Below are 23,274 nucleotides of genomic sequence, written 5' to 3'. Positions count from 1 at the left end.
TAGTAGACACGCCCCCGCCCGCAAACCCTATTTCAAGTGGCTGCCGGCCCCCATGAAGAAGAGCATGGGGATCGAGAGCAGGAAGTTGACCCGCGAGGCGAGCAGCGCGGTGCGGCCCCAGGCGGCCATTTCGGGCGGAGTCGGCGTCCCGTCCTTGGCCGTCTTTTCCACCGCCGCGATGATCTTTTTCTGGTTGGGCCAGATGATCCCGTGGACGTTGCCCATCATGATGATGCCGAGCAGGCCCCCGATGCCCAAGGCGATCGCGCCCGTCCCGCCCTTCGAGTAGAGGTAGAAGTAGAGGATCAGCCCGGCCAGCACCGTGACGGTCGCGCCGTGGCGGAACCAGTTCAACGCGGCCGGCATGAGCTTGGGGATCACGATGTTCTTGGTGGGCCCGTCGAGGCTCTTCAGGAACGCCGCGTTGATCAGGTTGAAGAAGTAGAGCAGCCCGATCCAGGTGATGCCGGCCAGGAAATGCACCCAGCGCACCGCCAGCCCGAACCAATCTGTATCCGCACCCGTGCCGGTCATCGCCGAAAACACGATCACCAACAGCACGGCCAATCCGAATCCGGCTCCCATGGTCTGGAAGGGATTTTCGAGAAACTTCATTGCGCACCCCCTCAGGTTGATTGCTGGCCCAGTCTCTACAGCAGCAGGGGGCGGAATGTCAAGGCGTCTCGCAGGAGACTACGTAGCACGGAGGGTCAGAGGACGAGCAAGCGCTCCACCGCGCCGCACAGCTCGGTGACGGCCTCGGCCGACCGGGCCAGCGCCGCCCGCTCGTCCTGCGCCAGATCGTACTCGACGATCGCCTCCGCGCCGCCCCGGCCCAGCTTGACCGGCACGCCAACCACCACGCCGTTCAACCCGTACTCGCCTTCACAGCGCACGGCGCAGGGCAGGACGCGTTTCTGGTCTTTCAGGATCGCCTCGACCATCTCCACCGACGCGGCCGACGGGGCATAGAAGGCGCTGCCGGATTTGAGCAGGTTGACGATCTCGGCGCCTCCGTCGCGCGTGCGCTTGATCAGCGCCTCCAGCCGGTCCTTGGGCAGCCATTCGCTCAGCGGGCGGCCCGCCACCGTCGTATAGCGCATGACCGGCACCATCGAGTCCCCATGTCCGCCCAGCACCATGGCCTGCACATCGTGAACGGACACGTCGAGTTCCGCGGCGATGAACGACCGGAACCGCGCCGAATCCAGCACCCCCGCCATGCCCAGCACCCGCTGCTTGGGAAGCTTGCTGACCCGCTGCGCCACATGGACCATGGCGTCGAGGGGATTGGTCACCATGATCAGGATCACCTCGGGCGACCGGCTCACGAGTTCGCGCACCACGGTCTGCACGATCTTCGCGTTGGTGGCCAGCAGATCGTCCCGGCTCATGCCCGGCTTGCGCGGCACGCCGGAGGTGATGACGGCCACCGACGACCCCTCGGTCTCCGCGTAATCGTTGGCGCCGACCACCTTCGCATCGTAGCCACAGACCGGCCCCGCCTGCGAAAGGTCCAGCGCCTTGCCTTGCGGCACTCCCTCGACAATATCCACCAGGACCACGTCGTAGCAGTTTTTTTCAACCAGTCGCTGGGCGGTCGTGCCCCCGACGTTGCCCGCCCCCACCACCGTCACTTTGGGTCGCCCCATGCTCTCACTCCTAATGCTGAAGAATGAACGCTGCATGATGAACGGAGGAACCGAACCCGCTCATTTTGCCTTCATCGCGTCGCATTCATCAATGATTTTCGTGCTCCGTCCAGCCCGCCACTTTGAAATTGATCGTGCAGACGAAATTCTCGCCGTCGTAAAAGTTCACCTTGATCTTCTTCTTCCCGTAGGTCTTGGCCAGAAACTCCTCCGGGTGGTCGATCAGTTCCTGATACTGGCCCGCCCCATACTGCCCCAGTTCGTGGAACGTCACGATCATCCCCTCTTTCACTTCCTGCAGAATCTTCGCCCAGCAGCGGGGAAAGACCTCCCGGAACTTGGCGTCGATCTCCTCCTTGGTCGGCTCGCTCCGATCCTCGCCGGGCGTCACCGGCTTGGCGAATTTGGCCAGCCGCCGCACGTAGGGGTACTGGTGGCCGGTAAAGAGCTTGTAGAGCCAGGGCGGCACAGTTTGTTTGGTCGTCATACGTCTCTCAAGATGAACCGTCCGTCAAGTCTATCAAGTCTGAAAGTCCGTCAAGTCCGAAGGTCGAACCAACTTTATGACTTGGCAACTTTCTAGACTTTCCAACGTTTCATGTCGTCAACCGTTGATAGGTCCTCGGCAACTGCTCCGGCAGGGCCCCCGCATGGTCCATGATCAAATACCGGACCTCGCCGTACATCCGCTTGAGATAATCGTCGGCCGCGCGATCCACGGTGATGCAGAAGGGGTCGAGGCCCTTCATGCGCGCCTCGCGCAAGGCCGCTTTCGTATCCTCCAAGGAGTACTCGTCCGTGTAGCCCTCGTCAAGAGGCTTGCCGTCGCTCAGCAGCACCAGCAGCCGGACCTTCGCCGGCTGGGCCAGCAGCTTGCGGGTCGCGTGGCGGATGGCCGCCCCGTCCCGGTTCTGCTGCAGCGGCGCGACCGTGCCGATCCGGGAGGCCACGCGCATGCTGGCCGGCTCATCGAACTCCTTCAGGATAACGAAGTCTACCTGGCGCCGCCCCTGGCCGGAATAGCCATAGACGGCATACCGGTCACCGATCGCCTCGAGGGCCTCGCTCAGCAGCACCAGCCCTTCCTTCTCGATGTCGATGACGCGGCGCGTCTGCCCGCCGTGAGACTCGATCTGCCTGCTGGTGGACCCGCTCAGGTCCACCAGAAAGGCGGCGGCCACATCCCGCTCGCATTTCTCGCGCCGAACATACATCCGATCCGACGGATCGGCCCCCGCGGCCAGGTCGGCCTTGCGGCGGACCACCGCGTCCAGGTCCAATTCCTCTCCGTCCGTCTGCCCCGACACCCGCCGCAACCCGGGCGGACGGAGCGCTTCGAAGTACCGACGGAGCAGCCGGACCGACGCCCCATGGGCCGCCAGCGTGGCTTCGGCAAAATCCGAGGTCCCTTCCGGGCCCATCCGCTCGATCACCCGGCACCAGCCCTGGCGGTAATCCTGGATAAGCCCGTCCCACTCGTCGTAGAGAAACGCGTGATGCCGGGCCAACTCAACCGGCTCAGCCCCGGCCCGGCCTTCCTCGACCGCCAGCATCTCCTCCATCACCGAACCAGGGTCCCGTCCTCGGCCCATCCCCTCGGACGTCAGCTCGCGTTGCTGCGCCCCCTGCGACTGCCCGCCCGCTGCCCCGCTGCGCACCAGCGCCTCGGCTGAGGCGAAGGTCAGGCCCTGCGGATGCTCTTCCTGTCGGTCCCCTCCTGTGTCCCGGTTCGTGACCCACTCAGGGTTCATCTCGCCACGATAGGTCCAATTCGTCACCGGCCGGTAGGCGCCCTCCGTCTCTTCGGATGCCGTCGGCCCAGGTCCGAGGTCCGCTTGCGAGTCGGAAGCGCCCCCATCCCCAGTCGGCTGTTGCCTGGCTGCCAGCTCTTCCTCCAACAGAACGTAGACCCGATCCGCCAACCGCACCGCATCTTCGGCTGTGGCGCCTGGATCGAGGACGGCCCGGCACTGAGCCCAGGCCCGATCCACCACGTCGGCAATCGCCTCCGGAATCCGGAAGGAATCCCGCTCCTGCGTGGAGAGGAGCAACAGGGCATCCACGACCATCTCCCGCACCGTCATCCCGTGCAACAGCGACCGAGTCGTGGCCGCGTCCCGCGCCAGCGCCGCCAGATCCCGCTTGAGCCCCGGATACTCGAGCTGGAGCAGGTACTCGACCCGCGCATCTTCCAGCAAGGTCCACAAGTCGCGGATCAGCCCCGGCTGCGGATAGAGGGCAAAGACCTCGGCGAGGCTGACCGGAATGCCGGTTCGCCCGTACCGCAGGCGCAGGGCCTCGATCGAGTCGGCCAGGGGCTCCAGCGAGAGCGCATAGGTGCCGAACTCCAGGTGCCCCGCCTCGTGCGCCGTCATCACCGTGTAGAGCCGGACGTTGTCTTCTCGCTTGTCGTAGCGGCGCAGGATCGCCGGCAGGACAATCGTCCGCCCATCGGCGCTGACCTGCGCCCGGCCCGGTCCCTTGGCCGGCTCCTCGGCCGTGTCGGGGAGCGAGCGGATCGTGACATCGGTCCCGCAGAGTCCCTGGGCGAACAACTTCAACGACCGGGCGATCTGCCGCAACGGCACGCCGCTCATCGCCTGCGTCACCGACGCGAGCGCCTTCTTCGTCTCCAGCGCAAAGTAGGCCCGCGCGCCTTCGACGCTGTAGCCCAGCACCTCCATCCCACCCCGATACCATTGTTCGAACTTGTCGCGCGCTTCTTCGGTCTCGCCGATCAGGGCCAGGATGTCCGGACAGCGCCGCCAGTAAGCCAGGGCTGCTTCCGCATCGCGTTCGCCGACCAGCAGCCCATACTGGAGACAGCGGAGCCGCCAGGCCTCATCGGGCATCCGCCGCAAGAGCGCCGGGGACTCGGCCAGAAAGGCAATCGCCGTCTCCGGGGCGCGATCGGCCAGCACCGAGCCCATCTGCACCACCAAGGCCCGCACCGCCACCTCCGGCACATCGCCCAGGATCATCGGGCTGGTGCGGAAAAACTCCAACGTGCCCACATAGTCGGTCTTGCCCAGGCTGTTCTGCGCGATCAGCTTCATCCCGAACCCGACCCAGGCGCGCACCTGATCCAGCGGGATCACCGCCGCGAGCGCCGGGCTCTGGCGGAGAAATTCGATGCCCAGGACAAAGTCCACGCGGGCCAGCTCCATGCCGACCTCGGCCCAGGCGGACAGTCGTTCGGCCGGAAGAACCGTCAGCAACTCCGGCGACTTGCGGACGAACTCCAGCGCGACGTTGACGTCGCTGTCCGCCAACTCCAAAGCCAGTTCGAGCGCCTGCAGGCGGGCCGGTTCCGTTTCGATCAATCCGAGCAGCAATGGGCTTTCCTTGAAATATTTCATGGCCACGGCGCCGGACGAACCGGCTAGCGCCACGCCCAGGTCCAGCCAGGGGACCACCGAGCCCAAGGCCCCCCGCCGGTCCAATTCGGGCAAGGCCTCGATCGCCCCTTGCGTCACCTTCGCGGAAGTGTCGGCCAATTCGTCGAAGAGGCTCAGGACGGTCGGCACGGCACCGGCCCGGGCCAGTTTGGCGGCCAGCTCCGTGGCGGCGGACCGGTCCAGGACCCAGGCCAGGCGCGCCAGCAGACGTTCGGTCATCTCATTTGGGAACGCAGCGTCCGTCATGCGTCTCGCATCCGTGAATCAGCGGATTGTAAAGGAGGCGGGAATGCTTGTAAACTGCTCAGCGCCGGTGCCGCGCAGCAATCCTCGGCGGACTTTTCAACATCCTGCCAAAAGGGACGGAGCATGGGAGAACCGAGCAAAGACAGTCTCGATAAAATGTGGAAGTTCGTGAAGGGCTTCGCGGAGAAGAGTGGCACCACCTTCCATCCCACCCCCGCCGTGACGGAAGCCGTGGTGAAGGGATTGGCGATGCACGTGGAAGAACTGGGCAGGCCCCTCTGCCCCTGCAACTTCTACAAGGACAAGCAGGCAGAGGCCAAGCTCCGCCGCTGGATCTGCGCCTGCGACGAGATGCAGATCTACAAATACTGCCACTGTTTGCTCTTCGTGCGTGAAGACGGAATGCCGATCACGGAATACCTGCCGGAAGGCCATGAAGGGCGGGAAGTGTACGGAGTGATCACGGACCCGACGCCGGAGAAGGGCCGAGCCCTGCGTCACAAGGCGCAAGCCCAACCGGAAGCGGCCAGGCCCGCAAACCAGGACGACCAACGAAAGCCTTGACCCATCGCGCGATGCTTCTCCGAGGAGCCGCAGGTCTGTGCATCGGCTCCCTCCTGCTCACATCACTGGGGGCCATGCAACCAGTCGAGCCTTCCAGCCTTCCGATCACCAGCGACCAAGCCAAAACCTTACACAGCCACGTCCGCTCCCTGGCCGATCCCTCCCTTCAGGGCCGCAAGCCGGGCACGCAGGGCAACCGGACCGCGGCGGACTACATCAGGACCCGCTTTCAGGAAGCAGGGCTGATCCCTTTGTCGTCACTGGGTGGCTACGGACAGGGCCTGCCGGCCCAATTGGGCGACAACCTGCTCGGCCTCAAGCCGGCGACCACAGTCGCCGCACAAGCCCCGTACATCATAGTGGGCGCCCACTATGACCACTTGGGCGGGGCCCATCTCGGCGCTGACGACAATGCCTCGGGCGTGGCGATCCTGATCGAGCTGGCCCGATCCCTGCCGGCGCTCCGTCACCATCATGTCCTGTTCGCCGCCTTCAATGCCGAGGAACCGCCCTATATCCGCACCCCCCAGATGGGCTCGCAGTATTTTGCCGATCACCTTCCGCAAGAGATCGGCTCCCTCGACGCGATCCAGGCCGTCGTCATCATGGACCTCATGGGCGGCGTCTATTGGGAACCCATGCGCGAGATGGTCTTTGCGGCGGGAGCGGAGAAGAGCCAGGGGCTCTACCGCCGCCTCAAGGAGGCCGCTTCATGTTCCAGCCACGAGGTGGAAGGCGTGCCCGACGCGGAGAAGGGGAGACGGGGTGACGCGGGGCAAGCCCGGTCGCCGTGTCGCCATGTCACCGCGTCGCCCCTCACCGTTCTCCCGCTCGGTCTGCATCTGATCGAAGAACTCCCGCTGGTCGGCCACGTGCCGTTCAGCGACTACGATGCGTTCCGCAACGCCTCAGTGCCGTTTCTGTTCCTGTCCAGCGGACGGACCCCGCGCTATCACCAGCCCACCGACTTGCCTGAGACGCTGCACTACGAACGGATGGCGGCCACGGTTCGCTGGCTTCAGCGATTGCTCTCCATCATCGACCAGGATCGGGAGCGCTACCGGTTCGACGCGAACCGAATGGAGTTGGCCGACGAGGTGGCGACCCTGCAGCCCCTCGCCGTCCAGGCAGCCGAGCGGGGCCGTGACATTCCCGGCACGTCGTGGCTCTCACGCCGGGCCATGCAACGGGACGCAGATTGGCTGAAGACCTTCGATCCCCGCTCGCCCAAGCCGGAGGACATCACCAGACTGGAACGGCTCTCCATCCGGATGCAGTGCTTGCTGGCCGACCTGCCTGTTTGTTTTCTACTTTGAGCGATCAGAAGGTCAGCACCCGGTCCGAATCCACGACCCATTGGGCCAACTGGCTCATGGTGCTGACGGCAACGCCCTCGATGAGACCGAGCCTCTCCAATCCGCGGGCCTCTACGCAGGTCCCGCAAGCTTTGACCTGCCCGCCCTTATTCGCAACGGCCTTGAGCATCCGCTCGACGTTGTAATACCCCTGGGGCGTGGTCTGACCGGGCAACGCAGCGGTGACGGCATCCGCCATCAGAAAGACTCGAACCTCGGCATCGACCTGCTCCTGTTGTAACTTCATCGCGAGCCGAAGGGCGTTATAGAGTTTTTCGGATCCGTAGGGCGCATCATTGACAATGAACAGGATTTTCATGCCAGACCTCGCTGTTCTTTATTGATGGGCCGATGGCAAGAGCCGGCGGCATCACTCCCTTCGACTCAATGGGTAGTGACCCGGATCGCCCGTAAAGGGGAGCGCAAGCATCCCGCCCAACCCCAATCGCATCGGGTCACGAAACTGCTCCAAGCCGAGCGTCATACCTTCCTGCCCAAGCGAAGGCGCCGCCCGGTACGTGCCCAGCAACCGGTCCCACCAGGGCAGGTTGAAACCGAAGTTCGTATTCGTCTCCCGCGGAAGGATCGAATGATGGATGCGATGCATGTCAGGGGTGACCACGACCCATCGAAGAAACCGATCCACCGGCTGAGGCATCCACACATTGCTGTGGTTGAACATCGCCGTGGCATTGAGCAGCACTTCGAAAGCCAGCACCGCCGCCGGCGCCGCACCAATCACCACCACCGCCGCCAGTTTGATCAGCATCGAGAGTGAGACCTCGACAGGATGAAACCGAGCCCCGGTCGTCACATCCACGTCCAGGTCCGCATGGTGCATCATGTGGAAGCGCCAGAGCGCAGGCACCGCATGAAACATGACGTGTTGAAGATAGAGCGCCAAATCCAGGGCCATCACCGCCAGCAGGACTTCAAACCAAGCCGGCACGTCGAGGCGGTTCAGCAGACCCCAGCCCCGCTCGGCAGCCACAAGCGCCATGCCCACCGCCCCACTTGCGAACAGCACCCGGATGACCAACGTGTTCAGCGCGACGATCGAGAGATTCGCCGCCCAGCGTCGCACCTTGGAGGTCGTCAACCGGCGGCGCGGGCTCATGATCTCCCATGAGGCCATGACGCCCAATATACCCACGAATGCGGACAGCCTGATGAACGCCTCGGTGTTCATGCTTCGGGCCTCTGAGTTAGCTCAGCAACCTCGCGACCTCGTTTATGGCGAAGCGCGGAACCGGACGCGGGCGGCCCTCCGTCATCAGTCGGGAGAGCAGCAAAGGAGTCGGGAGCCTTTTTAATATGACAGCCCGCTCAAAAAGGCAGACAGCGAGGCGAGAACAAAGCTGGCTGCTTTTTTCAACAGCCCGTCAGTTCCAGCCCATCGGTTCATAGCCTCGTTCGGCCAAACAGCGGTTGACGAAGTGCTTGTAGGCCTCGCCCGGATCGGGCGTCCTGAACAACGAGCCGAGCAGCCCCCACACGATGCCGCTGGCCGCCCCGACGGCGGACCCGCTCCCCGCGGCCCCGACGATCGCACCCCCCACCGCGCCGGCGGCGGCGCCGATGCCACCGCTGACCGCCGTGTTCTTGGCGACATCCGCAGCCCGCCCCTCGCCTTGTTCCGCGCCGGCTTGTTCCGCCATCTCCCGGCAGGCGGCGATATCCTGCTCTGCCGATTCTGCCCCGACCTGTTTGTAGTGGGCGTTGGGATAGAGGACCGGCTTCGGCCCGGCGCAGCCGGCGAGACTGATCACGAGCATCAGGAGAATGGCGTTACACATCGTCGCCCTGCGCAAAGACATTTTGGACCGAGCCAAGCGCGACGCCCTTCAACAGTACCAGCTTGCGCCGGCCTGTCTGCCCAGCCTGGATCATGATCGCCTTCTTGGGGATTGCGAACAAATCGGCGAGCCAGGAGCAGAGGGCCTCGTTCGCGGCTCCCTCCACCGGCGGCGCAGCCACGCGAATCTTCAGCGCATCTCCATGGAGTCCCACATATTCCGTCTTCTTCGCGCCCGGTTGGACGTGCAGGGTGAGCAGGATCCCTTCGCGGGTTTGGCGGTAGGGAGGGGTCATGGGTGATGGGGTTCCGGCGGGATCGGCTTACCGGCCGACCGCCTGAACCAGGAACGGGGGTTGAGTTGCTTCCGGTAGCGGACCATCAGCTCCCGGCCGGCGAGCAGACAGCCGACCCAGAAGGCCGCCTCTCCCGTGACGACCAATCCTGCCGAGGCCAGGGCTTGCCCTCCGAATCCGAACGGCAGGAAGGGAACCAGGAGCAGCCCGGCATACAACAGGCACGACAAGACGAGGCAGGCAACCCCGGCAACGGTGTTCGTCATGTCCCCCGACGATCAGAGCGCAGGTTAGCCCTTGGCTGCTTGCAGCGCCTCGCGCAGTTCGCCCACCCGCTTGGCCAGCAGCTCCAGGTGCATGTCGCGCAAGGCTTGATCGTCGCGTTTCTTCCAGAGGCGGTGGAAGATCGTCCCGATTTCCCGCCGCAGCGTGTGCGCCTTGGCATAGGCCACCGTCTTGCCCTGCTCCTCCGTCACTTGGCAGGATGATTTCTTCAAGGCATAGAGCTGGTTGTGCAAGGTATCCAACCCGTCCTGATAGTCCGCCTTACCCTGGAGCGCCTTGATGCTGGCTTCGACCATGTTGGTCAGGTTGATCTCCGTCTCGATTCCGCTGGCTCCCTTCGCCTGGTCCAGAAACTCCCCGGCGCGCGGATGCATGAGGCTGCCGCAGCCGGTGACGGTCACGAAGAGGGCTCCGATCACGAGTGCGCGGGCGATGCTGTGCATAGGGGTCTCCTCGACAAATAACTAGAAAATAGCTTTGACCAGTTCGGCGATGCTCCGCTGCATGTCCGGATCGTCGGTGATCGGCTTGGTCACGGCCGCTTCGCAGGCGCGGGCCGGGGCCACGCCCTGCCGGATCAGTTGGCCCGCATAGATCAGCAGCCTGGTGCTGACCCCTTCTTCCAGGCCATGGTTGCGCAGGTTGCGCACTTTTTCGCCCAATGTGACCAGCCGCTGGGCCTGCTCCGCCGTCACACCGGCTTCCTGTTCGATCACCCGCGCCTCGATCTCGCGCGGCGGGTACGTGAATTCGATCGCCATGAACCGCTGTTTGGTGCTCTGCTTCAAATCCTTGAGGACGCTCTGGTAGCCGGGATTGTAGGAGATCACGAGCAGGAAGTCGTCCACGGCCCGGACCATCTGCCCTTTCTTCTCGAGCGGGAGGATGCGCCGATCGTCGCTCAGCGGATGGATGATGACGGTGGTATCCTTGCGCGCCTCCACGATTTCGTCCAGGTAGACGATGGCCCCGTGTTTCACGCCGAGCGTGAGCGGCCCGTCCACCCAGACGGTCTCGTCGCCTTTCAGCAGATACCGCCCCACCAGGTCGGACGCGGTCAGGTCTTCGTGGCAGGCGACGGTGATCAGCGGCCGCTTCAGCCGGTAGGCCATGTGTTGGACGAACCGCGTCTTGCCGCAGCCGGTGGGCCCCTTGAGCATGACCGGCATGCGGGTCTGGGCGGCGATCGTGAAGAGGCCGACCTCGCCCCCAACTTCCGCGTAGAAGGGCTCCTGCTGGACGCGATAGCGGTCGATCTCCAGCTCCTGGCCCTTCGTCTGTGATTCCTGTCGGCTCACGAATTCCTCATGTCCTCTGCCGTTCACCAATAACCGAAAACCGGCTCAAGATCAAGTCGCGCGCGGCCAGCCGAAGCCGGACGCGACCGGCGGGACGCTACCGATGGACATCCAGCACGTCACGCACCTTCCGCAGCAGCTGGATGGACGTAAATGGCTTCTGGACAAAGGCCGTGGCCGATTCCTGCACGCCGTGACGGACGACCGTGTCATCGGTGTAGCCGGACATGTAGAGGACGCGCATATCCGGCCGCATAGACGCCAGCCGTTCAGCCAACTCGCGGCCGCTGATCCGCGGCATCACGACGTCGGTCAGCAGCAGATGAATGGCTCCCTCGTGCCGCCGGCACAGTTCCACGGCCTCCTGGCCCTCCCCCGCCTCCAGCACCTGGTAGCCCCTGTCGCGCAGTTCCCGCCCGAGCAGTTTGCGAATCGACTCTTCATCCTCGACCAGCAAGACTGTTTCGGACCCATTGACGGGACGGTCGGCGGCCGAGACAGACTCCGCCGCCGCCACGGCCTGATACACCCTCGGGAGGTACACCTTCACGGTCGTCCCGAGCCCGACTTCGCTGGAAACAAGGATATGCCCGCCGCTTTGTTTGACGATTCCGTACACGGTGGCCAGCCCCAGTCCCGTGCCCTTTCCCCGTTCCTTGGTGGTAAAGAACGGCTCGAACATATTGGCCTGGGTGTGCGGATCCATCCCGCAGCCTGTGTCTCTCACCGCCAACAGCACATAGGACCCCGGCTGCACGTAGCTGGATTGGCCGAGGAGCGCGGCATCGACGTCCACATTGGCCGTCTCAATGGTCAAACGGCCGCCTTGGGGCATCGCGTCCCGCGCATTGACGGCGAGATTCAAGATCACCTGCTCGATCTGCCCCGGGTCGGCCTTGATCGAGCCCAGCGACGCCCCCGACACCGTGACCAGATCGATGTCCTCGCCGATCACGCGCCGCAGCATCCCGTTCATCCCGGCCATCAGTTCGTTCAGGTCCAGCACTCTGGCGGCCAGCACCTGTTTGCGGCTGAACGCCAGCAATTGCCTGGTCAGCGCCGCCGCCCGATCCCCGGCCCTCTTGATCTCTACCGCCTTGTTCCGCCGCTCATCGGTCGCATCCAGTTGGTTCACCAAGAGCTGGCTGTAGCCGTTGATCACGGTGAGGAGATTGTTAAAGTCGTGGGCGATCCCGCCGGCCAACCGTCCGATGGCATCCATCTTCTGCGACTGGCGCAGTTGTTCTTCCAGAAGTCCCCGCTCGATGAATTGGCCGACTTTGATGCCGATTTCTGCCATCATCCGCTGCAAGTCATCGTCCGGCTGGCGAACCTGGCGGCTGAAAAACTCCAGCACGCCGAGCAGCTCTCCGCCAAGGATGATCGGAAACCCGATGGCGCCATGCAGGCCGACTTGGGCCGCACCGACTGCCCGGGGAAAGTTGGCGTCCTGCAGGACATCCGCGATCCAGACCGATTGTCCCGTCGCCCAGACGCGCCCTGGCAGCCCAAGCCCCTTCGGAAAGGTCGTGTCTCGACTGAGCGCGGCAAACGCTTCGATGCCCTCCGACGAGACATGCCATATGCAGTCGCACCGTAACAGCGAGGCGGCCCGATCCACGCGCCAAATCACCCCCACTTCCCATCCGACCGTTTCGCACACCGCCTGCAAGAGCTTGGGGGCCGCTTCGTCGAGCGTTCTCGCTTCGCTCAGTGCCACGGTCACAGCCAACTGCGTCGTCTGGCGTTTCTCGCTTTCCTGGCGCTGGGTGATATCCCGCACGAACGCGCTGAACGTGTGAATGTCCCCCTGCCGTGCCGGCGTAATGGTCAACTCCACCGGAAATTCGCGGCCGTCCCGACGGCAGGCGGTGATTTCGACCCGCCGGTTCAGCAGGGGCCCTTGACCGGTGGCAAGAAAGCGCCGCAATCCCCGTTCGTGGGCCTCTCGATAGGCCGGCGGGATGATCGTCTCGGCCAGCATCAGCCCGACCGCCTCCCTGCGGGACCAGCCGAAGATCGCCTCGGCTTGGGCATTCCATTCCGTGATCCGTCCGTCGCTGTCCATCACCACCACGGCATCCAGCGCAGTCTCAATGATCACGCGGGTCTTGGTCTCGCTCTCGCGCAGCGCTCCCTCCGCCGCCCTGGCACGGACGCTCTCCAGTTCCGCTTGAGCCCATTCGCGCCGCAAGCGGCCGGCGCTCCAGAGCAGCAGCCCCAGCAACGGCACCATCACGAACGCTCCGGTCAAACCCAACCGCAACAGCATGGTCTGAATCGGAGCCACGATGTTGCTGCGATCCACGCGCAACAACACCGTCCAAGGCAAGATCCCCCCCCGCTCACTCGGAACAATCCGGGCATAGCCGGTCACGACCGACACATGCCGCCGCAAGTGCAGCTCTTCCACATAGCCGAGCAGATCCCGTTCGCTCAGCAGCGCGGAGGGCAGCCCGATCTGCTTGAGATTGACGAGCCCCTTGTGCGCAAGGTCCGAATCGATGAACACCGCTCCGTTATCCGCCAGAAACTGATATTCGATCGCCCCGATGAATCCTTCCTGTTGTTCGAACACCCGCACCGTCTTGGTCACCACGTCCTCAATCGCCGGCACGCCGATCCTGGTCGACACGGTTCCGAGGAACTCCCCCTCTGCATCGATGATGGGCGCCGTAAACGCCACCGAGTCCGCGCCGCCGGCTGATTCGTAGGGCTCCACGTCCCCCACATGCACGATGCGATCCCGGCGCACGGCCTGAAACCAGTCGCTGCTGCCATAGTCCCACCCGACCGAGCTGGCATCGGACGAGGCGATGATCCGGCCTTCCGCATCAGTCACCCCCAGCCACAGATAGACCGGATAGTGGGTCCGCATCCAGACGAGATACTCCGTGAGGAACCCGAGATTACGGAGTTGCTTGGGAAAGGCCCGCGCCATCATCTGGACATCCCCCCGCCGCTCGAGCAGCAGGCGATCCAAGTTCTGCGCCGTTTGGGCCGCAGCGAACGACAGATTCTCCCCCGCAATCTCCACGAGGCGCTGCTCGACGTAGTAGAGTCCGACCAAGCCGATCGCCACGGTCACGGCGGTCAGCGCCAGGATCAAGACCGTCAGATAGCCATAGGGCCGGCGACTATGCGGGGAAGCGATCACAGGCGCTCCTCCTGAGGCGCGCTCGCCACATAGCTGAGGATCAGGCCGATCGGATGATAAGCCCGTTTCGACCGCGCCAGGCCCGGCAAACCTGAATCGTCCATGGTGTTGACGGAGCCATACCCGAGCGCCGCCGCCTCCCGGCACAGCTCGCGGAAGATGAACTGAGCCAGGCCGGGGACGGATCGGTCGGCGACCTCCAGCAAGCAGCAAAAAACCGCAGCGGTCCTGGCATAACCGAAGGTATAGGCCCGGATCGTCCCCCCCATGCGGACCACCCTGCCGATCAGACCGAGCGCCTGATGATGGGCCAAGGCCTCGGCATGGGCCGAGGCCGCATCCTGCAGCATCCACCGAGCTGCGCGATTCACGTCGTCCCGGCTGCGGGCCTCCTGCTGGGCCATCCAGATGCGGTACAGAGCCAGGCAGTCCTCCCGATCTTCGTCCCGGTACGGCTCGTAGCTGAACGTCTGGGTCCGGACGAACTGATTGTACGCCGCCCTTTGCGACTTGTACCGGTCCCCGGCCAGCTCCACCAAGTCCGCCGTCCGGTAGAGGTAGTCCGGGTCTTTGGGCTTGAGGACATAGCCCATGGATTCGAACAGCGGCCGGAGTGCTTCGGGGACATTTTCGATGCGCGTGACGGCCGAACCGCGATTCCGCTGTTGCATGAAGGCGAAGACCTGCTCAAGAGCGTTCGTCAGGCGTGAGGCGTCAGGCGTAAGGCGAAACCCCTCCTCCCCCTCACGTCTTACGTTTAACGCTTCACGGCTCAGGGGGAACGGCGGGAGCGGCATGAAGAGACCGTCCGCATATTCGGCGAAGAGACAGACGTGGGCTTCGACCTCGGCCCAGGAATAGGCGAACACGTTCCGCCAGATATAGTGGGGCGCAAAGGCGTAATGGGCCAAGGGCGTTTCCACCAAGGCCAGGGCCGCCTCGAATCGAGGACGGTCGTCAAGCGTCAGCGGGTGAAGCGTGAGGGGTGAGGGGTGAGACGTACGGGGATGCGGATCGCCAAACGCAATGTTCCCCTCGCGCCTCACGCCTGACGCCTCACGATCTGCCAGCCGCTTGGTCAGCTCCGGCAACGATCGCAGGACCACCACATCATCCTGAAAACGGCCGATCAGCCGGGGATTCCGGACGAGGGTCTCCAGCATGTCTTCCTGTTCAATCAGGACCGCGACCCGGTCCGCATGGGCTTCGAGGCCCTGGGAAGAGTCGCGCAGAAAAGGACATTTCGTATCCCACCCTAAGACCGCCTCACGCCGATCCGCGGACCACATCAGCGCCAGCGGATAGATCCGGCAATCCAAGGGCCGGGCTTCGTAGATCCGGCAGTGCGCCGTGGCCGGATCGAACGCCGGACAAAGATAGCCCTCGCCCGATTCGTTCGGCACCAGCGCGATTTGCGAGCCGGACGGATCGGGAAACCGGGCTCGGTCCACGCCATGCGCCACGGCCGCCTGAATCTCGGCTGCAGTGAAGTAGGGGCGGAGAAAACTGTCCGGTTCGGGAAATCGGCAGCAGACGTCGCAACTGAAACAGGCCCGGCTGGGCACACACTGAGGGAGTTGGGTGATCGGGATCAAGGTGAGGCGCTCGGCCCCGCGCTCCGTTTCCATAGCCAATCCATGATACGCCCAGAAGGATGGAGGGGCAAGAAACAGCTCATTGCGGGATTCCCACTGCCAGGAAGCATAGTCCGGCACCGGTTCATTATTCCGCCACGCACTTGACTCTACGAGTCGTTCTTTGGATACTCAATCTCCGTGGGGTTCCGAGGCGAGGAGGCACCATGACCGATCCACCGAGCCCGATCCGCCCGCAATACGATCCGCAGGTACTGCTCAACTCCCAGCCGGTGATCGTCACCGTGATCGACCCGGCCTCGTACAGGGTCCAATTCCAGAATCAAACCTCCCTCGCGAAGTTCGGCGACATCTCCGTTCAAACGTGTCACGAGAAAATCGCCAACTGCCCCGCTCCCTGCGCGTTCTGCAAAATGCCCGAAGCCATGCAAACGGGCCGGATCACCGCCAGCGAAGTGCCGCTCCCCAACGATGAATACCTGCTCGTCCAATGGTCCAAGGCGGAAACCCATGACGGCCGCGTCCATATCGTCGAAACCATCCTCGACATCACCGACACCAAACGGCAGCTCACCCGCATCGAGTTGCTCAACCAGCAACTCGAGCAGAACGTCCTGCAACTCCGGGAACTGTCCATCCGGGACGGCCTCACCGGGCTCTACAATCACTCATACTTTCGGGACTCCTTGGCGCGCATGGTGGCCCAGGCCCTGCGCACCAACCATCCCTTGTCGCTCCTGTTCCTGGACCTGGACAATTTCAAGACGATCAACGATTCGCACGGACATGGCATCGGCGACCAAGTCCTGCGGGGCATCGGCCGGCTGCTCAACAATCAGCTCCCCTCCGCCGGCACCCGCCCGATCGGCCGCACGAGCGACCTGCCCGCCCGCTACGGAGGCGAGGAGTTCGCCGTGATTCTGCCCGATACCTCGTTGGACGGGGCTCTGACCCTCGCCGAACAACTCCGCCAGCGAGTCGCCGCGCTGACCACGCAACCGGAGGAACAGAATCTCGCGGCGCTGCGCGTGGCTGTGTCCTGCAGCATCGGCATCGCCTGCCTTCCGGAACACGGCGCCACCGCGGGAGACCTGATCGAAGCGGCGGACCGGGCCCTCTATGCCGCCAAGGCCGCAGGCAAGAACCGCGTGAAGGTGCATGGCTCCGGCATGGCGACCTCCCCACCGGGCGCTCCGCCCCGGTTGCCTTAATCACCCTCCCTTGCAGACGCCTTGCCACCCTTGCCGATACAGCCGGATGCGTAGGACGGGGCTTGCGACCGGCTCTTGTACAGGTCCAAGGGGCCATGTTACGATCACGCGACTTTTCCCGTCCGTCTAGCGCCACAGGCAGCCAGAGCGGAGGATCGTTGGCACTCGCACCCCATCTGTCGCACCCGACCGGCCAGGACCTGCTCCACCGCTGTTCGATCGTCCGTGATGCGCTGGTCCGGGATGGCCTCTACGACGGGTCGGATGACCTCAAGACCGGTCCGGTCGGGCCCGACGCCCAGCCGCCCGCCGATCAGGCCGTCGCCACCAGATGGCGCATTGCGCCGGGCCCCTTGCTGCTGCCTCCCCACGAGGCGGCGTTTCTCCAGTCGCTCGGCCGGCACTTGCTGGCCTTTTACCGGGCTCTGAACCGCTTGTACCAGGAGAGCCTGCGCGGCGCTCAACCGGGTTGGGTGGCCGGCTATCTGGATCAGGGCAAACCCGAGTCCCTCCTCACCTACAGCCGGATGAAACGGTTCCGCGACCTGACGCCCACCGTCATCCGTCCGGACATCATGCCCACGGACGGAGGCATGGTCATCACGGAGCTGGACTCGGTGCCGGGCGGAATCGGCCTGACCGCGGCATTGGGAAGAGCGTATGGCGGATGGCCGATGGCGGATGGCCACACGGACGCTGCTCATCAACCATCAGCGATTGTCTCCCCCCCGTTCAAGATCCTCGGAGGCGCCGACGGGATGGTGCAGGGCTTCGCCCGGATGTTGCGGGCACAGATCGGCGACCGGGTCGGCTGCGTGGGCATCGTCGTGTCCGAGGAAGCCAGGGATTACCGGCCCGAAATGGCCTGGATGGCGGCCCGGCTCCGGGAGCAAGGGCTCGATGCCTATTGCCTGGAACCACGCGACCTGCGCTTCACCGAAGAGGCGCTCTTTGCGACCATCGAGGGGCGGGATCGTCCGGTGGCGCTGGTTTATCGGTTCTTCGAGCTCTTCGACCTCAAGAACGTCCCCAAGGCCGAGCTGGTGATGTACAGTGCCAAGAAGGATCGGGTGCTGGTCACGCCGCCCTTCAAACCGGCGCTGGAAGAAAAGTTGGCCTTCGCGCTGTTTCATCATCCGATCCTGGCCTCGTTTTGGAAACGGGAACTCGGCGACGAGTCCTATCCGATCCTGACGAGAGTCCTGCCGCGCACCTGGGTCCTGGACCCGAGCCCCCTGCCCCCTTCGGCGATCATCCCCGACCTCCGGGTCGGCGGCCGGGCCGTCGCCGATTGGCGCGATTTGGCGGGGGCCACGCAGAAGGACCGTCACTATGTGGTCAAGCCCTCGGGGTTTTCGGAACTGGCCTGGGGCAGCCGGGGCGTGTCCGTGGGCCACGATTTACCCCAGTCGGAATGGGCTGGGGCGTTGGACAAGGCCCTGGCCTCTTTCCCCGCCACCCCCTACATCCTGCAGGAGTTTCATAAAGGCCGGCAGTTCGAGTCGGCCTATTACGATGCGCGGACGGACGACGTGGTGCCCATGGCCGGCCGTGCCCGGCTCTCGCCCTACTACTTCGTGGCCGGCGACCGGGTTGAACTGGCCGGCATCCTGGCCACCATCTGCACGCCGGAAAAGAAATTGATCCACGGCATGAAGGACGCCATCATGGTGCCCTGCGCAGTCGATACAGCAGCCGAAAAGTTTGAAAGTCGGAAAGTCTAAACGTGATGACTCCGGAACTTGCGACTTTCAGACTTTGCAACTTTAACGACTTGTAACACATGGCTTTAACCCTCTATCACGTCGCTTGGTGCCCGGAATGCGAGCTCGTCCGCGACAAGCTGGCGGACCTGGAGTTGGAGTATGAGGGCGTCGTGGTCCCCGACGCCCGCCCCATGCGGACGCAGGTGTTCGAGATATCCGGACAATATTACGTACCGGTGCTGAAGGACGGGGACAAGGTCCTGACGGACACCAGGGACATCCTGGCGCACTTGGAAACCCGCTATACGGTGAATCAATGACGGGCGCGGACCGCCGGACGAGGCATGACGGATTCCCATCCGGGCGGCGCCGGCTTATAGGGCCTATAGAGGAGGGACGGATCTTCTGATGGAGGAATGGCGACAAATACTCGCGGGCAGCATCGTCAAACCGAAGGACTTGGCCGATCATTTGGGCGTCGATCCCAAGGAGATCGAGGCCGTCGTCGGCGACTACCCGATGCGCATTACCCCCACGGTCCTGGCCACGATCAAGGCCAAAGGGGATGCCATCTGGAAACAGGTGGTCCCGGACCCGGCCGAGATGGCCGACTTCGAGGCGCCGGACGATCCGCTCGAAGAAGACCTGATGAGCCCCGTGCCGCACCTGGTGCACCGGTACCCGGACCGGGTCCTGCTCATGGTCACCAACCAGTGCCCCATCTACTGCCGCTTCTGCACCCGCAAGCGCCTGGTCGGCAAGCCCGGCTTCCTCAAGAAGGGCGAACTGGACCGCGCGATCGAGTACCTGCGCGCCCACCACGAGGTGCGCGACGTGATCCTGTCCGGCGGCGACCCGCTGCTGCTGCCCGACCATTTGCTGGCGCGCATTTTGAAAGCCTTGCGGAGCATTCCCCATCTGGAGTTGATCCGGCTCGGCTCCCGCGTGCCCGGCACCTTGCCCCAGCGCATCACGCCGCGGTTCTGCGAGATCGTCAAGAAGTACCATCCGATCTACATGAACCTGCACTTCAACCATCCGGACGAGCTGACCCCCGAAGTCAAGGCCGCCTGCGGGCGGCTGGCGGACGCCGGCGTGCCGCTGGGCGCGCAGACCGTCCTACTGAAGGGCGTGAACGACGATCCGGACGTCATGAAGCGCCTGGTGCATCAACTGCTGCTGGCCCGCGTAAAGCCCTACTACCTCTATCAGGCGGACCTGACCAAGGGCACGAATCACTTCCGGACGACGGTGGAGACCGGCATGCAGATCATCCGTGCGCTGCAAGGCCACACCAGCGGCATGGCCGTCCCGCACTTCGTCATTGACGCGCCGGGCGGCGGCGGCAAGATTCCGATTCTCCCGCCGGATTATCTGGTGCACCTGGATGACGAGGGCGCCGTGTTGAAAAATTACGAGAACAAGACGTTCCACTATCCCCAACCGGCCAACGGCCACGGACCCTTCGACCTGGCTCAGGGCAGGCGGGAACTGCCCATGCTCGGCGCTCATCCGGCCATGAGCGGCTGCAGCGACGGAGCCTTCGAGGACGCATGACCAAGCCACCCAGACACCAAGGCCGGGCGGCCTCACGGCCGACCCGTTCGGCGCCGCGACGGCACGGCATCCTGCCCTACCAGCGGCTCAAGCAGCTCATCGCACAGCAGGCCATCCGCGCGGAGGTGCCCATCCAGGAACGGCAGATCCAGCCGGCCAGCCTGGATTTGCGCCTCGGACGGAAAGCCTACCGGCTGCTCAGCAGCTTCCTCCCGGAGCGGACGGACATCCAAAGCCGCCTGAGCCTGCGGCAGGGGTCGGTGCAGTCCTGGGGGCAGGAGGTCCTGGACTTCTACCAGTCCGACCTCGTGATGTATGAGATGGACTTGCGGGACGGAGCCATCCTCGAGAAGGGCCACGTCTATCTGGTGCCGCTGCTGGAAAGCCTCAACCTCCCCAAGCAGCTCCGGGCCAGGGCCAACCCCAAGAGCACGACCGGACGCTTGGACGTCTTCACGCGCGTCATCACGGACCTGAACACCGGCTTCGACGAAATCCGCCCCGGCTACCAGGGCCCGATGTACCTGGAGATCGTGCCCCGTTCCTTCGCCATCAAAGTCCGTACCGGCCTGTCCTTGAACCAGCTCCGGCTCATCCAGGGCCCCGCGACACTGTCGGACCAGGGCCTCCTCGCGCTGCACCGGAGCGAGCCCCTGCTCTACCACAATGTGTCGGACACGAAGCCCCTGGGCACGCGCGAGATCCGCACCGACCGGGGCCTCTTCCTGCGGGTGGACCTGCGGGGCCAGGACCCGGACCTCAAGACCCTGGGCTCCGAGGCGATCATCGGCTACCGGGCGAAGAAGAACAGCCACGTGATCGATCTCTCCAAAGTCGGCCACTATGCGGCCCTGGATTTCTGGGAGCCGCTCCGCCGCCATCGCAACGACAGCCTCTTACTGGAACCGGAGGAGTTTTACATCCTTGCGTCGAAGGAGCGCATCCGCGTGCCGCCCGGCTATGCGGCCGAGATGGTGGCCTACGAAGCGGCCTGCGGCGAACTGCGCACCCACTACGCCGGCTTCTTCGATCCGGGATTCGGCTACGGGCGCGGCGAGCTGCAGGGGACCCAGGTGGTGCTGGAAGTGCGGCCGCATGACGTCCCCTTCCAGATCTACGATGGACAAACCTTCTTCAAGGTTGTATATGAATCCATGCAGGAACTCCCCACACAGGTGTACGGAGCGGCCTTGGGCTCCTCCTACCAACGGCAAGGCCTCACGTTGAGCAAACATTTTAAAGCGTGACCATGTCGCCGACCGAACCAGACCAGCCAGAGACCGGACCTTCCGCCCCCTCCGCCGCGCCCCGTCCGACCGGGGAGCGAGGCCGGGACCAGGACTCGCAGGAAGACCGTCAGTTCAACATCGCCCAGATGATGGTCGGCACGGCGATGATCTTCGTCGGCTTCCTGAACGTCCTGCTGTCGATCAGCGGCGGGTTCGAAATCGCCGGCGTGGTCCCGGTCCTCCTGTACTTTGCCGGCCTGGCGATCTGGGCCCATGCCACGGTCGCCAACCCCACCGTGCGGTACACCGTCATCACCCTCTCCGTCACCATGGCGCTGGCGTTCCTCAGCTACGGAGAAGTGCTGTTCTGGCACAAGCAACTGATTTTCTGGGGCACGATCCTGATGGTCGGCTACTTCATGTTCAAGACCGCCACGCCCGACAAGACGTAATGACGGTGAGCGTCGTCATCCCGACCCTGAACGAAGAACAGGCCCTGCCGCAGACACTCACCCGAACCCTCGCCTTGGATTTCGACGAAGTGCTGGTGGTGGACGGGGGCAGCCGGGATCGAACCTGCGAGATCGTGGCCTCCGCCCGCGCCGCCGTTCCCGATGCCCCCCTCACCCTGCTCACCGGCCGGCCGGGCCGAGCCCTGCAAATGAACGTCGGCGCTGCGGCCAGCCGCGGAGACGTTCTCTTGTTTCTCCACGCCGACACCCGATTGCCGGACCACGCCAAGCAAGCCATCGTCGGAGCCCTGCAAGAGCCGGAGTGTGTCGGCGGGCGCTTCGATCTGCGCTTCGATCGGGACCGCCCCCTCAGCCGGCTGATCGCGTGCATGATCAACTGGCGCTCTCGTCTCAGCGGCATCGCCACCGGCGACCAGGCCATCTTCGTGCGGCGCAAGGTCTTCGAACGGATGGGAGGCTACGCCTCCATCCCGTTGATGGAGGACATAGACCTCACCCGCCGCTTGAACCGGATGGGGCCCGTCGCCTGCCTCCGCGCCCAGGTGGTCACGTCGTTTCGGCGCTGGGAAACCAACGGCCCGATCCGCACCATCCTGCTCATGTGGCTGCTCCGGTTCCTGTACTGGATCGGCGTTAGTCCGAATCGACTCACCCGCATGTACCGTGATGCACGATGAACACGGAGCGATGAACGATGGGCCTGGCACCACCTAAAAAAGACTCTTCCGCTCAACGTTCCAAGGCGGCCCTGGTCATCTTCGGCAAGGCGCCGATTCCCGGCCAGGTCAAGACCCGCCTCTGTCCCCCGCTCACGCCGGATGAAGCCGCCACGCTCCAGGGCAGCCTGGTGCTGGACGTGGTCGAGCGGGCCCGTGCTGCGGCCAAGTCGGTTCAGTACGATTGCTGCTTCGCCTGCTCCCCCTCACGCGAGCACGTGTTTTTTAAAGTATTGGAGGACCGGCAAGGGCTCCTCCTGCTGGATCAAGTCGGCGAGGATCTGGGCGCCCGCATGCACCGGGCATTTCAGGAGCTGTTCGACCGGGGCTACCAGCAAGTGGTCATCGTGGGAACGGACGTGCCGACACTCCCCGGTTCGACCTTCGGAGCGGCCTTTCGCTCGCTCAAGGACCATGACTTGGTCTTGGGACCTGCCCTGGACGGAGGCTATTATTTGATCGGGCTGCAACGGCCTGCGCCGGACTTGTTCACCGACATACCCTGGTCCACCGATCAGGTCGCGGCCCTGACAAGGAAAAAGGCCGAGAGCTTGGGACTCACAACAGCCCTGCTGCCCCCCTATCGGGACCTGGACCGTCTGGAGGACCTGCAGGTGCTGATCGGCGAGGCCAAATCGGCGCCCAAGACCTTTTCTCCCCGCACTGCCGGCGTCTTGCAGGCACTGGCAGACCGGCTTAAGTCGCGCGACGCGACGTTGGATTGAGCGATTGACTCATTGA

23 protein-coding genes are annotated in these 23,274 nt (G+C 64.2%); 10 read left to right on the top strand and 13 right to left on the bottom strand.

What is annotated here, in order from left to right; all coding sequences use genetic code 11:
- Positions 1-27: 27 nt before the first annotated feature.
- From EPO61_10285 to EPO61_10270, 4 genes are all read right to left on the bottom strand, one after another.
- A complete protein-coding gene (locus EPO61_10285) occupies positions 28-534 on the bottom strand; it encodes a hypothetical protein (protein TAJ08589.1) in 507 nt (168 codons plus the stop codon).
- A 176-nt stretch (positions 535-710) separates the two neighbouring features.
- Positions 711-1,652: a malate dehydrogenase gene (mdh, locus tag EPO61_10280; GenBank protein TAJ08476.1), complete on the bottom strand. Its 942-nt coding sequence runs from the start codon at positions 1,650-1,652 to the stop codon at positions 711-713.
- Between the two features lie 88 nt (positions 1,653-1,740).
- Positions 1,741-2,139: a hypothetical protein gene (locus tag EPO61_10275; protein ID TAJ08475.1), complete on the bottom strand. Its 399-nt coding sequence runs from the start codon at positions 2,137-2,139 to the stop codon at positions 1,741-1,743.
- 109 nt (positions 2,140-2,248) lie between these two features.
- Complete coding sequence (locus EPO61_10270; GenBank protein TAJ08474.1) at positions 2,249-5,269, bottom strand: hypothetical protein; 3,021 nt, start codon at positions 5,267-5,269, stop codon at positions 2,249-2,251.
- A gap of 150 nt (positions 5,270-5,419) precedes the next feature.
- Between EPO61_10270 and EPO61_10265 the strand changes: the two genes are divergently transcribed.
- Both EPO61_10265 and EPO61_10260 read left to right on the top strand, forming a co-directional pair.
- Positions 5,420-5,860 (top strand): ferredoxin:thioredoxin reductase, encoded by a 441-nt coding sequence (locus EPO61_10265; GenBank protein ID TAJ08473.1) that lies wholly within the window; start codon positions 5,420-5,422, stop codon positions 5,858-5,860.
- A gap of 11 nt (positions 5,861-5,871) precedes the next feature.
- Entirely contained in the window at positions 5,872-7,176 is a 1,305-nt protein-coding gene (locus EPO61_10260) for a M28 family peptidase (protein ID TAJ08472.1), read from the top strand.
- A gap of 4 nt (positions 7,177-7,180) precedes the next feature.
- Here the strand turns inward: EPO61_10260 and EPO61_10255 are convergent, their stop codons facing one another.
- The 9 genes from EPO61_10255 to EPO61_10215 form a co-directional block, all read right to left on the bottom strand.
- A complete protein-coding gene (locus tag EPO61_10255) occupies positions 7,181-7,534 on the bottom strand; it encodes a hypothetical protein (GenBank protein TAJ08471.1) in 354 nt (117 codons plus the stop codon).
- A 51-nt stretch (positions 7,535-7,585) separates the two neighbouring features.
- Complete coding sequence (locus EPO61_10250; GenBank protein TAJ08470.1) at positions 7,586-8,404, bottom strand: sterol desaturase family protein; 819 nt, start codon at positions 8,402-8,404, stop codon at positions 7,586-7,588.
- Positions 8,405-8,597: 193 nt separating this feature from the next.
- Positions 8,598-9,011, bottom strand: a complete 414-nt coding sequence (locus EPO61_10245) for a hypothetical protein (GenBank protein TAJ08469.1) — start codon at positions 9,009-9,011, stop codon at positions 8,598-8,600.
- Positions 9,004-9,306 carry a YggU family protein gene (locus EPO61_10240; protein TAJ08468.1) on the bottom strand — a complete coding sequence of 101 codons (303 nt, stop codon included), beginning with the start codon at positions 9,304-9,306 and terminating at the stop codon, positions 9,004-9,006. The genes EPO61_10245 and EPO61_10240 overlap by 8 nt, the downstream gene beginning before the upstream one ends.
- A complete protein-coding gene (locus EPO61_10235; protein TAJ08467.1) occupies positions 9,303-9,572 on the bottom strand; it encodes a transporter suffix domain-containing protein in 270 nt (89 codons plus the stop codon). Before EPO61_10235 ends, EPO61_10240 begins: the two co-directional genes overlap by 4 nt.
- A gap of 24 nt (positions 9,573-9,596) precedes the next feature.
- On the bottom strand, positions 9,597-10,034 hold the full coding sequence (locus tag EPO61_10230) for a hypothetical protein (protein ID TAJ08466.1): 438 nt from the start codon (positions 10,032-10,034) through the stop codon (positions 9,597-9,599).
- A gap of 21 nt (positions 10,035-10,055) precedes the next feature.
- Positions 10,056-10,889 carry a CbbQ/NirQ/NorQ/GpvN family protein gene (locus EPO61_10225; protein TAJ08465.1) on the bottom strand — a complete coding sequence of 278 codons (834 nt, stop codon included), beginning with the start codon at positions 10,887-10,889 and terminating at the stop codon, positions 10,056-10,058.
- A gap of 97 nt (positions 10,890-10,986) precedes the next feature.
- The gene (locus EPO61_10220) at positions 10,987-14,046 is read right to left on the bottom strand and encodes a PAS domain S-box protein (protein ID TAJ08464.1); all 3,060 of its coding nucleotides are present in this window, start codon (positions 14,044-14,046) and stop codon (positions 10,987-10,989) included.
- A complete protein-coding gene (locus EPO61_10215; GenBank protein TAJ08463.1) occupies positions 14,043-15,674 on the bottom strand; it encodes a DUF2156 domain-containing protein in 1,632 nt (543 codons plus the stop codon). The genes EPO61_10220 and EPO61_10215 overlap by 4 nt, the downstream gene beginning before the upstream one ends.
- 26 nt (positions 15,675-15,700) lie before the next feature.
- Between EPO61_10215 and EPO61_10210 the strand changes: the two genes are divergently transcribed.
- The 8 genes from EPO61_10210 to EPO61_10175 all read left to right on the top strand — a co-directional run bounded on the left by EPO61_10210 (position 15,701) and on the right by EPO61_10175 (position 23,258).
- Positions 15,701-16,852 (top strand): GGDEF domain-containing protein, encoded by a 1,152-nt coding sequence (locus EPO61_10210; GenBank protein TAJ08462.1) that lies wholly within the window; start codon positions 15,701-15,703, stop codon positions 16,850-16,852.
- Between the two features lie 200 nt (positions 16,853-17,052).
- The gene (locus EPO61_10205; protein TAJ08588.1) at positions 17,053-18,576 is read left to right on the top strand and encodes a hypothetical protein; all 1,524 of its coding nucleotides are present in this window, start codon (positions 17,053-17,055) and stop codon (positions 18,574-18,576) included.
- 59 nt (positions 18,577-18,635) lie between these two features.
- On the top strand, positions 18,636-18,878 hold the full coding sequence (locus tag EPO61_10200; protein TAJ08461.1) for a glutaredoxin: 243 nt from the start codon (positions 18,636-18,638) through the stop codon (positions 18,876-18,878).
- An 88-nt stretch (positions 18,879-18,966) separates the two neighbouring features.
- A complete protein-coding gene (locus EPO61_10195; GenBank protein ID TAJ08460.1) occupies positions 18,967-20,115 on the top strand; it encodes a KamA family radical SAM protein in 1,149 nt (382 codons plus the stop codon).
- Complete coding sequence (locus EPO61_10190; protein ID TAJ08459.1) at positions 20,112-21,362, top strand: 2'-deoxycytidine 5'-triphosphate deaminase; 1,251 nt, start codon at positions 20,112-20,114, stop codon at positions 21,360-21,362. The genes EPO61_10195 and EPO61_10190 overlap by 4 nt, the downstream gene beginning before the upstream one ends.
- 2 nt (positions 21,363-21,364) lie before the next feature.
- Positions 21,365-21,796, top strand: coding sequence for a hypothetical protein (locus EPO61_10185; GenBank protein ID TAJ08458.1), 432 nt, complete (start codon positions 21,365-21,367; stop codon positions 21,794-21,796).
- Positions 21,796-22,494 carry a glycosyltransferase gene (locus EPO61_10180; GenBank protein TAJ08457.1) on the top strand — a complete coding sequence of 233 codons (699 nt, stop codon included), beginning with the start codon at positions 21,796-21,798 and terminating at the stop codon, positions 22,492-22,494. Before EPO61_10185 ends, EPO61_10180 begins: the two co-directional genes overlap by 1 nt.
- Positions 22,495-22,511: 17 nt before the next feature.
- On the top strand, positions 22,512-23,258 hold the full coding sequence (locus EPO61_10175) for a glycosyltransferase (GenBank protein ID TAJ08456.1): 747 nt from the start codon (positions 22,512-22,514) through the stop codon (positions 23,256-23,258).
- Positions 23,259-23,274: the final 16 nt, after the last annotated feature.

Source organism: Nitrospirota bacterium (assembly GCA_004296885.1).
Lineage (GTDB): Bacteria > Nitrospirota > Nitrospiria > Nitrospirales > Nitrospiraceae > SYGV01.
This window is presented reverse-complemented; position numbering and strand designations above follow the sequence as displayed.